At 63.5% G+C, this 12,846-nt stretch carries 11 protein-coding genes; 8 read left to right on the top strand and 3 right to left on the bottom strand.

Going from position 1 to position 12,846, the window contains the following annotated elements; all coding sequences use genetic code 11:
• Nucleotides 1-96: 96 nt before the first annotated feature.
• From KFO72_RS39015 to KFO72_RS39005, 3 genes are read right to left on the bottom strand one after another with little or no spacing between them, the layout of a single operon-like run.
• Nucleotides 97-1,110: an ABC transporter permease gene (locus tag KFO72_RS39015; RefSeq protein ID WP_225034306.1), complete on the bottom strand. Its 1,014-nt coding sequence runs from the start codon at nucleotides 1,108-1,110 to the stop codon at nucleotides 97-99.
• On the bottom strand, nucleotides 1,091-2,578 hold the full coding sequence (locus KFO72_RS39010) for a sugar ABC transporter ATP-binding protein (RefSeq protein ID WP_054928719.1): 1,488 nt from the start codon (nucleotides 2,576-2,578) through the stop codon (nucleotides 1,091-1,093). The genes KFO72_RS39015 and KFO72_RS39010 overlap by 20 nt, the downstream gene beginning before the upstream one ends.
• Nucleotides 2,579-2,591: 13 nt before the next feature.
• Nucleotides 2,592-3,671 (bottom strand): LacI family DNA-binding transcriptional regulator, encoded by a 1,080-nt coding sequence (locus tag KFO72_RS39005; RefSeq protein ID WP_054928720.1) that lies wholly within the window; start codon nucleotides 3,669-3,671, stop codon nucleotides 2,592-2,594.
• A gap of 295 nt (nucleotides 3,672-3,966) precedes the next feature.
• Here KFO72_RS39005 and KFO72_RS39000 point away from each other — a divergent pair, with 295 nt between their 5' ends.
• From KFO72_RS39000 to urtD, 8 genes are all read left to right on the top strand, one after another.
• Nucleotides 3,967-4,620: a protein-L-isoaspartate O-methyltransferase family protein gene (locus KFO72_RS39000; protein ID WP_060599940.1), complete on the top strand. Its 654-nt coding sequence runs from the start codon at nucleotides 3,967-3,969 to the stop codon at nucleotides 4,618-4,620.
• A gap of 19 nt (nucleotides 4,621-4,639) precedes the next feature.
• Nucleotides 4,640-4,963, top strand: coding sequence for a rhodanese-like domain-containing protein (locus KFO72_RS38995; RefSeq protein WP_036003302.1), 324 nt, complete (start codon nucleotides 4,640-4,642; stop codon nucleotides 4,961-4,963).
• A 207-nt stretch (nucleotides 4,964-5,170) separates the two neighbouring features.
• Entirely contained in the window at nucleotides 5,171-5,620 is a 450-nt protein-coding gene (locus tag KFO72_RS38990; protein WP_225034305.1) for a DUF2844 domain-containing protein, read from the top strand.
• On the top strand, nucleotides 5,617-7,089 hold the full coding sequence (locus KFO72_RS38985; RefSeq protein ID WP_225034304.1) for a DUF3443 family protein: 1,473 nt from the start codon (nucleotides 5,617-5,619) through the stop codon (nucleotides 7,087-7,089). Before KFO72_RS38990 ends, KFO72_RS38985 begins: the two co-directional genes overlap by 4 nt.
• 484 nt (nucleotides 7,090-7,573) lie before the next feature.
• Complete coding sequence (urtA, locus tag KFO72_RS38980) at nucleotides 7,574-8,875, top strand: urea ABC transporter substrate-binding protein (RefSeq protein WP_054928724.1); 1,302 nt, start codon at nucleotides 7,574-7,576, stop codon at nucleotides 8,873-8,875.
• 178 nt (nucleotides 8,876-9,053) lie between these two features.
• Nucleotides 9,054-10,736 (top strand): urea ABC transporter permease subunit UrtB, encoded by a 1,683-nt coding sequence (urtB, locus tag KFO72_RS38975; RefSeq protein WP_082433718.1) that lies wholly within the window; start codon nucleotides 9,054-9,056, stop codon nucleotides 10,734-10,736.
• A gap of 1 nt (nucleotide 10,737) precedes the next feature.
• Entirely contained in the window at nucleotides 10,738-11,925 is a 1,188-nt protein-coding gene (gene urtC, locus KFO72_RS38970; RefSeq protein ID WP_054928725.1) for an urea ABC transporter permease subunit UrtC, read from the top strand.
• Nucleotides 11,925-12,788: an urea ABC transporter ATP-binding protein UrtD gene (gene urtD / locus KFO72_RS38965; protein WP_054928726.1), complete on the top strand. Its 864-nt coding sequence runs from the start codon at nucleotides 11,925-11,927 to the stop codon at nucleotides 12,786-12,788. The genes urtC and urtD overlap by 1 nt, the downstream gene beginning before the upstream one ends.
• Nucleotides 12,789-12,846: the final 58 nt, after the last annotated feature.

Below are 12,846 nucleotides of genomic sequence, written 5' to 3'. Positions count from 1 at the left end.
GCGAAAGCGAAAGCGAAAGCAGCCCACCCTGCCGCCGCAAAAGCAAAAGCAAAAGCAAAAGCAAAAGCAAAGGCAAAGGCAAAACCACGCCCTCATTCATCTCCGCCCCCTCTGCAAAAACGCAACAACAATAATCACAATCCCCTGCACAGCAGCATTCAGATAGACACTAATAATGCTAGTGAGATTAAGAATATTGGCAATCACAGAAAGCAGAACCGCACCGATCACGGTGCCAACAACTCTCCCTTCCCCGCCTTTGAGCGCGGTCCCGCCAACCACAACGGCGGCAATCGCCTCCAACTCCCACAAAAGCCCAGTAGTGGGCGTAGCAGACCCAAGCCTGGGCACATACAAAACCGTCGCCACGCCGACACAAACCCCAAGCAGCACATAAGTAACGATCTTCACGACATCAACGCGAATCGCGGCATATCGTGCAACCTGCTCATTGGAGCCAATAGCCTGCACATGCCGCCCAAACGCCGTGCGGTTAAGAATGACCGCACCGCCCGCCGCGACGACGAGAAACACCCAGATCGGCACAGGCACCCCGAACAGACTCGCGTAATAGACCGGCCCATAGAGATCGGAAAGATTGTTATCGAGCGTCAAGGCACCGCCGTCCGCAAGCCACGTCAACACAGCGCGAAAAATACCCAGCGACCCCAGCGTGACAATAAAAGGCTCGATCCGCCCTTTCGTGATCAACAACCCATGCGCGCATCCAAACGCGCCACCCAGCACGAACGCACTCGCAATCCCGATCAGCACAATAGTCAGCGGCGCAAACGCATGCCCGCCCGGCGCAGCGGCAAGCGCATTCATCAACCAGATCATGCTGCCCGCAATCAACGCCGCCATCGACCCAACAGAAAGATCAATCCCACCTGAAATGATCACGAACGTCATACCGACAGCAATGATCCCGATGAACGAGGTGCGCGTCAGCACATTCATCATGTTGTCGACAGTCGCGAAATCGCGATTCAGCAGCGTCCCCGCAATGCACAACACGATCAGCCCCGCCAGCGGCCCAAGCCCATGCAATCGATGCGCGATCCGCATCGCGCGCCCTGCCGGCGCAGTGTCAGTGTGTGCCGGTCGCATGTGCGATCAACTCCTCTTCAGTCAGATGGTCGAGGCCGAGCGTCGCCTGCAGGCGCCCCGCGCGCATCACCGCGACGCGATGGCACAGCCCGATCAGCTCGATCAGTTCGGATGAAATGACGACCACGGCCCGCCCTTCGGACGCAAGCCGGTGAATCAGAAAATAGATGTCGCGTTTCGCGCCAATATCGACACCGCGCGTCGGTTCGTCGAGCACGATCACATCCGGATTCGGCTGCAGGAACTTGGCCAGCGCGAGCTTCTGCTGGTTGCCGCCCGACAGCATGCGCGCGCGGCTGCCCAGATCGCCCGTGCGGATGCCGAACTCGCGGACGGCTTTCGTCAGCGCGTCGCGGCCCGCCTTCAGATCGAGCAGCGGCTTCGCATAGCGTTCGAGCGTCATCAGCGTCAGGTTGTCCTGCAGGCTCAGGTTCACATGCAGCCCCTTGCCCTTGCGGTCTTCGCTCAGATACGTGAGACCTCGCCGCATCGCGTCGCGCGGGCTGTGCAGAGCGGCCTTGCGTCCGGCGATTTCGATCGTGCCCGAGGTGCGCTCGCGCAATCCGATGATCGCCTCGAACGCCTCCGTACGCCCCGCGCCGACCAGCCCCGCAAAGCCGAACACTTCTCCCGCGCGCACGTCGAAGCTCAGATCGTCAACCCACTCGGGCACGCTCAGATGCTGCACGTGCAGCGCGATCGGCGCGTTCTGCGCAGGCGGCGTCTTGTCGGGGAACATGTCGGACAGCTCGCGCCCCACCATCAGGTTCGCCATCTGCTGACGCGCCAGCAGCGCCGTCTCGCTGCGCGCGACAAAGCGGCCGTCACGCATCACGATCACTTCGTCGGTGATGTGCTCGACCTCGTCGAGCTTGTGCGAGATATAGACGATGGTCACGCCGTCGGCCTTGAGCTTCGTCATCAGCGCGAACAGGCGCTCGGTTTCGGACGGCGTGAGCGTCGCCGTCGGCTCGTCCATGATGAGCAGCCGCGCGCGCCGCGACAGCGCCTTCGCAATCTCCACCATCTGCTTTTCCGCGACGATCAGATCGCGCACCTTCGTGTCCGGGTGCTTGTGCAGGCCGACCTGCTCCAGATAGCGCTTCGCTTCGCTGCGCATCGCCGTGTCGTCGACGAACATGCCCTTGCGCTTCTCGTGACCGAGATACATGTTCTGCGCGATCGTCAGATGCTCGGCGAGATTGAACTCCTGATGAATCAACACGATGCCCGCTGCTTCCGCATCGCGCGAGCCGTCAAAGCGCTGCGCGTGGCCGTCGACAAGCACCGTGCCCTCGGTGGCCGTCTCGTAGCCCGCGAGGATTTTCATCAGCGTCGACTTGCCCGCGCCGTTCTCGCCGAGCAAACCGTAGATGCGCCCCGGCGCGAGATCGAAGCTCACGCCGTGCAGCACGCGCACCGGGCCGAAGTCTTTGCGGATATCGTCGAATCGGACGGCGAGGCTCATCGCGGCTTCCCTCTCAAGCGCTCTTTCTGACCACGAGCCGATGCGGCAGCAGCACGCCCGGCACGTGCTCGCGCGGATTGGCGAGCCGTTGCAGCAGAAGGCGCGCGGCTGTCTCGCCGAGCTCGCGCATCGGCTGCGCGATCGTCGTCAACGGCGGATCGATCTGCGCGGCCAGCGAAATATCGTCGAAGCCCGCCACGGCAACGTCGTCGGGCACGCGCTTGCCGACACTGCGCAAGCCCGCGATCACGCCGATCGCCAGCGTATCCGACACGGCGAAGATGGCCGTCGGCGCGTCGGTTTGCGTCATCAGCAGCGCCGCCGCCGAGGCGCCCGCCTCGTAGTCGAGGCTGTTCACGTTCTGGCGCCAGCGTTCGTCGACCGCGATGCCCGCGTCGCGCAACGCGTCCAGATAACCTTGCTGGCGCTGTTGCGCGTACAGGTAGTGATCGTCGGAATTGATCAGCGCGATACGCCGGTGGCCGCGCGCCAGCAGATGGCGCACCGCGTCGCCCGCCGCGCGGTAATTGTCGATGCCGACGTACGGCACGCCCACGGACGAATCGAACTCGCAGCACGCCACCCACGGCAGTGCGTTCGATTCCTCGGCAAGCGCCTGTTGCACGGTGGCCGGGTCGAGGCAGATCGCGCCGTCCGCGCGGCGGCGGCGCAGCAGGTCGAAATAGCTGCGCTCGCGGCCCGCATCGGCGCCCGTGTCGCACAACAGCATGAAATAGCCGTGCTGACGCGCCACGGAATCGATCCCGCGAATCACTTCCGCATAGAACGGGTTGCCGACGTCGGGCACCATCGTCAGCAACAGGCGGCTCTCCGCGGTGCGCAGATTGCGCGCCAGTTCGTTCACCCGGTAGCCGCTCGTCGAAACAGCGGCGAGCACCTTGTCGCGCGTCGCCGGACGCACGTTCGAATGCCCGTTCAGCACGCGCGACACCGTCGCCACCGACACCCCCGCCTGCTCGGCGACGCCCGCAATCGACAGCCCTTCCGATGCGGCACGTGCGGAGCCCCGAATCCCGGGCTCGGCCGCGCCGGACGGCTGCGCTTGCGGGTCACGTTGCGACGGTTTGTCCACCGGTTCTCGCTCCGAGAATGTAATCGATTACATTTTTGAGCGACACCGGCGCGAATCGCAAGTGTCATTTAGTAGGGACTTTCACGGAGGCGCGGCGCGCACGGGAATCCGTCCGCGCGTGATGGACCTGCCCGCGACAGGGCGGCATCGGCGCGTGGTTTGGTACAATTTCGCAGTTAACGAGTGACACCCTCCGGGTTACCCCCGGTGATAACAGCCCAGGCAACATCCAATGGGAGCAGTGGTCCCCCAATACACCCGCTGCCCGCGTCTCAACCACACCGCCGAATTGATCATGAACATCGAACAAGCGCGTTTCAACATGATTGAACAGCAAATCCGTCCTTGGGAAGTGCTCGACCAGGACGTGCTGAATCTGCTGTCGATCGTCAAGCGTGAGAACTTCGTGCCCGCCGCGTATCGCGAGCTGGCGTTCGTCGATTTCGAAGTTCCGCTGCCCGCCGGCCAGCACATGCTCGCGCCGCGCATCGAGGCGCGCGTGCTGCAGGAACTGGCGGTGAAGAAACACGAGAGCGTGCTGGAGATCGGCGCGGGCTCGGGCTACATGGCCGCGCTGCTCGCGCATCGCGCGCAGCATGTGCTGACGGTCGACATCGAGCCGGAACTGGCCGCGCTGGCCAAGGCAAACCTCTCGGCGAACGGCGTGCTGAACGCCGAAGTCGCGACGGGCGACGGCGCGCGCGGCTGGGGCGCAGCCGCCCCGTACGACGTGATCTGCGTGTCGGGCGGCCTGCCCGTGCTGCCCCAGGAAATCCTCGAGCAGCTGAAGGTGGGCGGCCGTCTTGCCGCGTTCGTCGGCACCGCGCCTGTGATGAAGGCGCAGATCATCACGCGCGTCGACGAGAAGCAGTTCCGCATCGCCGACGTGTTCGAAACCTACGTCGAGCCGCTGCAGAACGCCGTGCACGCGCCGCGCTTCAAGTTCTGAGCACCACGCGAGACCGACGATGCAAAACCTGACCGCTTCCGCCCTCGCCGAATGGCTCGCTGATCAATCCCGCCCGGCGCCCGTGCTGCTCGATGTGCGCGAACCGTGGGAAATCGAAACGGCGAAGATCGCCGGCAGCGTGTCGATTCCGATGCGCGAGATTCCCGCGCGCAGCGAAGAACTCGACGACGACGTGCAGATCGTCTGCATCTGCCATCACGGCGCGCGCAGCGCGCAGGTCGCGATGTTCCTCGAATCGCGCGGCCACAAGGACGTGTTCAACCTGTACGGCGGCATCGACGCGTGGTCGCGTCAGGTCGATCCTTCCGTGCCGACTTATTGAGCGCCGTTCGCTGCACTTTGCTGCATTGACGCGCCGGTGATTCACCGGCGCGTTTTTGTTTGTGCATGCTGTTTGGCTCTGCGGCGGACCGCGTCAGATGTTTCCTTCGCAAATCCAGAAATCTCAGGCACGGATTAGGAGCATTACTACGCCATCCTGATTATCCATCGAACAACATAGCGCGTTTCCTTTCAAGAACGCGACACTATGAAATCGATCAGGATCGCGGCGGCGTTGGCATTGCTATCGCCCCTCGTCTGTCACGCAACACTCGGCGCGGCGCCGTCGGCGGATGCCCGTACGCCGCAATCCATGCTGCGCGCCGCCGCATCCGGCGCGACGTCTTCGCCGTCTTATACCGTTCACGAATCGCAAACGTCCGACGGTGTCACTGTCCGCGAATATGCTTCGGCGGCGAACGTCGTCTTCGCGGTCACGTGGCAAGGACCGACGCGTCCGGACATGCGGGCGCTGCTCGGCAGTTATTTCCTCAATTTCGTCAATGCGGGACAAAGCCACGCGCGCGGCACGGGTCCGCTGATCGGGCGCGAAGGCGACCTGCAGATCGAATCGGTCGGGCACCAGGGCGCCTTCGCGGGACGCGCCTATGTGCCGCGGCTCGTGCCTGCCGAGGTGAAGGTTGAGGACCTGCAATGAAGAAGTTCTTTTCGCATTGCACTTCCGGTAGCCCTCTTCTCGCCGTGCTGGTCGCGGCCAGCGTCGCGCTGACCGCTTGCGGCGGCGGAGGCGGCGACGACAACGGCTCCCACCAGCCCGTGACCAATAACGCTCCTGCCAAGCCAGCAGGAACGCCCGCCCCACCCGCCCCGCCCGCCAGCGCACCAGCCAATGCCAGCGCGCCTCCCGGCGCGAGCGCGGCTCAACCTGCGAGCGTGACTGAGCCAGCCAGTGCGCCTTCGGAGGCGAGCACGCCTGCCGCCGTCACGCCGGCCAGCGGGACGGGCACATCCGGCAACAACGACACGCCGCCGCCCGCCCCGGTCGCAGACAACATCGTGCCCATCAACATCTTTAGCGACTACACGGACTATCGGGTCGTGAACATGCCCTACGTCAGCGTGACGTTCTGCGCGCCGGGCAAGCAAGGCGCGTCCCAATGCGCGACCGTCGATCACATGCTGCTCGATACGGGCTCGGTCGGCGTGCGCGTCATCGCGTCTGCGTTCGACGCGTCGTTCGCCGGCAAGCTGCCGATGCAGACGGGCGCCAGCAACGACAGCACAGGCAAGGCGGCCATCGCGCAGTGCGCACTGTTCGCGTCGGGCTTTACATGGGGTTCAATGCGAGCCGCCGATGTCACGATTGGCAAGAAGACGGCAAGCGGCATTTCTGTTCAGTTAATCGGCGACAGCACGTTTGCGACATGGACACCGCAAGACTGCTCATCGCGTGGCCAGGGCTTGAACACCGTCAAAGATCTCGGCGCGAACGGTATCGTCGGCATCGGGCATATGGCGCAAGACTATCCGGAAGCGGCCAGCAGAGCGCTTGCACCCAACTACTACTATTGCCCGACACCCTGGTCATGCACGCCAGCCAGTGTGCCGCTCGACAGGCAGACGGCCAACCCCGTCACCGCTTTCGCCACCGACAACAACGGCACGATCATCCGCCTGCCCGCACTGCCGTCGATGGGTCAGCTGAGCGTCACAGGCGAACTGGTATTCGGTATCGGCACGCGCGACAACAACGCGTTGCCCGCCAAGGCGACTTTCCTCGCTGTCACGGACCGCGGCATGTTCTCGACCAGCTACAAGGGACGCACGATGCCGAGCTACCTCGATAGCGGATCAAATGCCTTGTTCCTTCCAGATGGAACGATACCCGTCACGCCCGACGACGCCCACTGGTTCGCGCCCAGCACGACCCAAAGCATGAGCGCCACATTGCTCTCGAACACAGGCAATGCGAATTCCACAATAGCCTTCTCGATTGCCAATTCGCTCAACCTGTTCGCTCTCGGTTATGCCGCGCACGACAATCTTGGCGGGTACTCGTCGCAACAACTCATGTGGGGTCTGCCGTTCTTCTACGGCCGGAACGTCTACACAGCGCTAAGCGGCATGAAAGCGGGCAACCAGACTGGACCCTACGTAGCATTCTGACCGGCCGCGTACTTAGCGACGCGTGCATACCAAAACGGCGGACAGGCACCTCAGCCTGTCCGCCGTTTTCACCTCTTCTGCGCCGCTCAATCCGTTTCTTTCACCTCCCCGTCGCTCACGTCGGCAGGCGCTACAGCACCGGCAGCCGCACGTCCGTGCACAACAGCGCAGCGGCGATGCACCGGCGTCGCGCCCACCCATCCGAGGAGTCGCGGCGCACGCTCCGTTGCAGCGCGGCGCGCACCCGAACGAGGCGCGCGCACCCATGGTGCACCGCTTTCGCGCTCAAAGCGCATAACGCCACACGATGCCGCACCGGCATCGAGCCGCATTGCAGCAAGCGAAGCGTGTATTGAAGCGGCTCCCGCGCAGTTGGCATATGCCTTGCAGTATCCGGCCCGCAAGCGCCTGCACACATAACGCAAACAATTGGACGCACGCCGTTCGTCCGCCACTCAACACCATCTATGGCAAGGGGAAGCACATGAAACGTCGCAGTCTGCTGAAGCTCGGCTCCATGTCGGGCGCGCTCGCGCTCGCGGGCAAGGTTCCTTTCGCGCACGCCCAGTCGGGCAGCGGCCCGATCAAGGTCGGCATCCTGCACTCCCTGTCGGGCACGATGGCGATCTCGGAGACGTCGTTGAAAGACACGGCGCTGATGACGATCGCCGAGATCAACGCAAGCGGCGGCGTGATGGGCCGCAAGCTGGAGCCGGTGGTCGTCGATCCCGCTTCGAACTGGCCGCTGTTCGCCGAGAAAGCCCGCCAGCTGCTGACGCAGGACAAGGTCGCCTGCGTGTTCGGCTGCTGGACGTCGGTGTCGCGCAAGTCGGTGCTGCCCGTGTTCGAGGAACTGAACGGCCTGCTCTTCTACCCGGTGCAGTACGAAGGCGAGGAGATGTCGCGCAACGTGTTCTATACGGGTGCCGCGCCCAACCAGCAGGCGATCCCCGCCACCGAATACCTGATGAGCGCGGAAGGCGGCGGCGCCAAGCGCTTCTTCCTGCTCGGCACCGACTATGTGTATCCGCGTACGACGAACAAGATCCTGCGGGCGTTCCTCAAATCCAAGGGCGTCCAGGAGACCGACATCCAGGAGGTCTACACGCCGTTCGGCCATAGCGACTATCAGACTATCGTCGCCAGCATCAAGACCTTCTCGCAGGGCGGCAAGACGTGCGTGATCTCGACCGTCAACGGCGACTCGAACGTGCCGTTCTACAAGGAACTCGGCAACCAGGGGCTGAAAGCGACCGACGTGCCCGTCGTCGCATTCTCGGTCGGTGAAGAGGAACTGCGCGGCATCGACACCAAGCCGCTGGTCGGCAACCTCGCGGCATGGAACTACTTCATGTCGGTGAAGGGCCCGAACAACACGAAGTTCAAGGAACAATGGGCCGAGTGGGTTAAGTCGCAGAACCTGCCGGGCGGCACGAAGCGCGTGACCAACGACCCGATGGAAGCGACCTATGTCGGCATCCACATGTGGAAACAGGCCGTCGAAAAAGCGAAGAGCACCGATGTCGACAAGGTGCGCGTCGCGATGGTCGGCCAGAAGTTCGCGGCGCCGTCGGGCTTCACGCTCGAAATGGACGGCAACCACCATCTGCACAAGCCGGTGATGATCGGCGAAGTGCGCGCGGACGGCCAGTTCAACGTCGTGTGGAAGACCAAGACCGCCATTCGTGCGCAGCCGTGGAGCCCGTATATCGCAGGCAACCAGGGCAAGCCGGATGTCGTCAGCTCGATTCCCGAGTTCCTGCGCCGCCGCTCGCGCGTCGCATAACGTGGCATGAGCAACGTGCCGGTGTGTCGCATCAGTTGGACGCACCGGCTTGCGCAACGCGCCGCCGGCTCGCCTCGCGCGAGCCATCCGGCGCGCCCACGCAAGCGCGCGATGCCCTTGCCGCTTCTCGTGCGAGGGCATCGCGCGCCTGCCTGCAGGCTTCTCACTCAAGACCACTATGGCGTACTCACTTTCCACGCTCGCTTCGCTCAAGGCCCGCTGCGCTGACACGCTGCGCGGCATGCGCGCGCGCGTGCGCATTGCCGCCGCATCGTGTGCGCTGGGCGCGGCGCTCGCCGTGCTTGCACCCGCGAGCGCCCATGCACTGACGGCCGAAGAAGTCGCGCCGCTCGCCGGCGACGACTTCGATGCGAAGTCGGCCGCCATCGACAAGCTGATCGCGAATCACGACGCGCCGTCGCTCGCGCTGCTGAAGGCGCTATCCGAAGACAGCGCGCTCGCCACCGATAGCGGCGCCGTGCTGATCCAGGACGGCGACACCGCGCGCGACGCCGTCACGGGCAAGAGCGTCGCCGCAGGCGACGCGCAGCCAGTCACGCTGAACAATCTGCTGCGCTCGAAAGTCGCGGGCGCATTGTCGGGCCTGCAACTCGATTCGACCGACCCGGCGAAGCGCGCCGCCGCGATCGCCGCGTTGCTGCAAAGTCCCGATCCGTCGATGAAACCGCAAATCGACGCAGCGCGCGCCAGGGAAACCGACCCGGCGCTGAAGAAGCGCCTCGACACGCTCTGGGCGATGACGGCGCTGCACGACACCGATGCGGCGAAGCGTCTCGAAGCGGTGAAGCTGGTCGCCGCGCGGCACGATCTCGACATGTACGAACTGTTGCGCCCGCTCGTCGCGAAGAAGCCCGACGGCACCTTCGCCGAAAGCGACGCGCAGGTGCGCGAGGCAGCGCAGACGGGCATCGACGCGCTCGATTCGATCCAGCGCCGCAGCGAGATCGCGGGCACGCTGTTCGCGGGGCTGTCGCTCGGCAGCGTGCTGCTGCTCGCCGCGCTCGGCCTTGCGATCACGTACGGGCTGATCGGCGTGATCAACATGGCACACGGCGAGTTCCTGATGATCGGGGCATATGCAACCTATGTCGTGCAGAACCTCGTGCAGCGCTACATGCCCGGCGCATTCGACTGGTATCCGTTGATCGCCGTGCCCGCATCGTTTGCGGTGGCGGCGCTGGTCGGCATCGTGCTCGAACGGCTCGTGCTGAAGCATCTTTATGGACGTCCGCTCGAAACGCTGCTGACTACTTTCGGCGTCAGCCTGATCCTGATCCAGGCGACGCGCATGCTGTTCGGCGCGCAAAACGTGCAAGTGGTGAACCCTTCGTGGATGAGCGGCGGCGTCACGGTGCTGCCGAACCTGATCCTGCCGTACAACCGGCTCGCGATTCTCGCGTTCTCGCTGATCGTCGTCGGGATTGCGTGGGCCGTGCTGACGAAGACGCGGCTCGGCCTGTTCGTGCGCGCCGTCACGCAGAACCGCCGCATGGCCGCGTGCGTCGGCGTGAAGACGGCGTATGTCGATTCGTATGCGTTCGCGTTCGGCGCGGGCATCGCCGGGCTGGGCGGCTGCGCGCTGTCTCAGATCGGCAATGTCGGTCCGGACCTCGGGCAGAGCTACATCATCGATTCGTTCATGGCCGTTGTGCTGGGCGGCGTCGGGCAGCTGGCGGGCACGGTGATCGGCGGCTTCGGGCTGGGGCTGGTCAGCAAGGCCATCGAGCCGTTCTGGGGCGCGGTGCTCGCGAAGATCGCGGTGCTGGTGCTGATCGTGCTGTTCATCCAGAAGCGTCCGCAGGGCATGTTCGCCCTGAAGGGCCGCAGCGCGGAGGCATGACATGACATCCGCGTCTTCTTCCGCCACCACTTCCGTTGAGGCACGCGGCGACGCTCAGGCGAGCGAACGCGAGTCCCTCGAAGGTTTCGCGCTCGGCCTGCCGCCGCGCCCTGCCCTGCTGTCGCGGCGCGCGTGGCAATGCCTGATCGCGCTGATCATCGCGATCGGACTGGGTGTGCCGTTCACGGCGCTGGTGCTGCCAGAAACCAGCACATTCCATTTGTCCGCGTATGCGATGACGCTGACGGGCAAGCTAATGTGTTATGCGATCTCCGCGCTCGCGCTCGATCTCGTGTGGGGTTACTGCGGCATCCTGAGCCTCGGGCACGGCCTGTTTTTCGCGCTTGGCGGCTACGCGATCGGCATGTACCTGATGCGCGCGATCGGCCATGACGGCAAGTACGGCAGCGACCTGCCCGACTTCATGGTGTTTCTCGACTGGCATCAGTTGCCGTGGTACTGGGAGGGCACGCAGCATCTCGGCTACGCGCTGTTGCTGGTGGTGCTGGTGCCGGCTGTGATCGCGTGGGTATTCGGCTTCTTCACGTTCCGCTCGCGCGTGAAAGGCGTGTATCTGTCGATCATCACGCAGGCGATGACCTTCGCCGCGATGCTGCTGTTCTATCGCAACGAGACGGGCTTTGGCGGCAACAACGGCTTCACGGATTTCAAGCGGATTGCGGGCTATCCGATCACGCATGCAGGCACGCGGACGGCGCTTTTTCTATTGACGTTCGCGGTGCTCGTGCTCGCGTTCATCGGCGCGCGCGCGATCGTGACATCGAAGCTCGGGCGTGTCGTGACGGCCGTGCGCGACGGCGAGACGCGTCTGATGTTCCTCGGTTACAGCCCGCTGGCGTACAAGCTGTTCGTGTGGACGGTGTCGGCCGTGTTGTGCGGGATTGCGGGCGCGCTGTATGTGCCGCAGGTCGGCATCATCAATCCGGGCGAGATGTCGCCGGGCAACTCGATCGAGATGGCTATCTGGGTGGCGGTGGGCGGGCGCGGCACGCTGATCGGGCCGATTATCGGCGCGTTCGCGGTGAATGGCGCGAAGAGCTTTTTCACGGCTTATTTTGCCGAATACTGGCTGTTCTTTCTGGGTTTGATCTTCGTGCTCGTGCCGTTGCTATTGCCGAACGGGATCATGGGGCTCGTCGAGCTCGTCACGCGCAGGAGGAACCGCTGATGAATGAGAACCCGATGGTTCCCGATCTTTCGCTTCCCGAGGAACACGATGGCCGCGCGCTTTCCGGCGTGGCGTCGATGGGACGTGTGGTCACGCCTGGCGAGATCGATGTGTCGCACGGTGCGATTCTCTATCTGGAAGACGTGACGGTTTCGTTCGATGGATTTCGTGCCTTGAATGCGTTGTCGCTGTCGATCGATGTGGGTGAGTTGCGATGCATTATCGGGCCGAATGGCGCCGGCAAGACGACGATGATGGACGTGATTACCGGGAAGACTTCGCCCGATTCGGGCAAGGTGTTTCTCGGGCAGACGATCGATCTCACGCGGATGAATGAGCCTTCTATTGCGCGTGCAGGGATTGGGCGCAAGTTTCAGAAACCGACTGTGTTCGAGCAGCATCCCGTGTGGGAGAACCTCGAACTGGCCATGAAGACCGATAAGGGTTGGTATGCGTCGTTACGCGCGCGGCTGGATAGGGCGGCGCAAGCGCGAATTGAAGAGACGTTGTCGTTGATTCGCCTGGAAGGCGAGGCGTTGCGGCCTGCTGGTGAGCTTTCTCATGGGCAGAAGCAGCGGCTCGAGATTGGGATGTTGTTGATGCAACAGCCTGCGTTGTTGTTGCTCGATGAGCCTGCGGCTGGCATGACAGATGATGAGACTATGGAACTGGCTGCTCTTCTTAACCACTTGCGTGGGACCTGTTCCATGATGGTCGTTGAGCATGATATGGAGTTTGTGGCTGCTTTGGCCGGCGATGCCGGGAAGGTTACTGTTATGGCCGAGGGACGGGTGCTGGCTCAAGGGACGCTTGATGACGTTAAACGTGATGCGGCTGTGGTTGAGAGTTATCTTGGGCGTTGAATGGGTTTTTTTCGTTTGCAACGGGCTTTTGAGTGGGCTGCAGGTGGTTGTGTTGTGA

The sequence above is a fragment of the Paraburkholderia sp. XV genome, from assembly GCF_020177535.1.
GTDB lineage: Bacteria > Pseudomonadota > Gammaproteobacteria > Burkholderiales > Burkholderiaceae > Paraburkholderia > Paraburkholderia caribensis.
Note: the sequence above shows the minus strand (reverse complement) of the source record. Positions and strands in the feature narration are given on the sequence as shown.

What these genes read in the sequence shown, in the direction of transcription:
- KFO72_RS39000 (WP_060599940.1), top strand. Translation starts at nt 3,967, where the DNA reads ATGAACATCGAACAAGCGCGTTTCAACATGATTGAACAGCAAATCCGT.
- KFO72_RS39015 (WP_225034306.1), bottom strand. Translation starts at nt 1,110, where the DNA reads ATGCGACCGGCACACACTGACACTGCGCCGGCAGGGCGCGCGATGCGG.
- urtB (WP_082433718.1), top strand. Translation starts at nt 9,054, where the DNA reads ATGGCGTACTCACTTTCCACGCTCGCTTCGCTCAAGGCCCGCTGCGCT.
- KFO72_RS38985 (WP_225034304.1), top strand. Translation starts at nt 5,617, where the DNA reads ATGAAGAAGTTCTTTTCGCATTGCACTTCCGGTAGCCCTCTTCTCGCC.
- urtA (WP_054928724.1), top strand. Translation starts at nt 7,574, where the DNA reads ATGAAACGTCGCAGTCTGCTGAAGCTCGGCTCCATGTCGGGCGCGCTC.
- KFO72_RS39010 (WP_054928719.1), bottom strand. Translation starts at nt 2,578, where the DNA reads ATGAGCCTCGCCGTCCGATTCGACGATATCCGCAAAGACTTCGGCCCG.
- KFO72_RS38995 (WP_036003302.1), top strand. Translation starts at nt 4,640, where the DNA reads ATGCAAAACCTGACCGCTTCCGCCCTCGCCGAATGGCTCGCTGATCAA.
- KFO72_RS38990 (WP_225034305.1), top strand. Translation starts at nt 5,171, where the DNA reads ATGAAATCGATCAGGATCGCGGCGGCGTTGGCATTGCTATCGCCCCTC.
- urtC (WP_054928725.1), top strand. Translation starts at nt 10,738, where the DNA reads ATGACATCCGCGTCTTCTTCCGCCACCACTTCCGTTGAGGCACGCGGC.
- urtD (WP_054928726.1), top strand. Translation starts at nt 11,925, where the DNA reads ATGAATGAGAACCCGATGGTTCCCGATCTTTCGCTTCCCGAGGAACAC.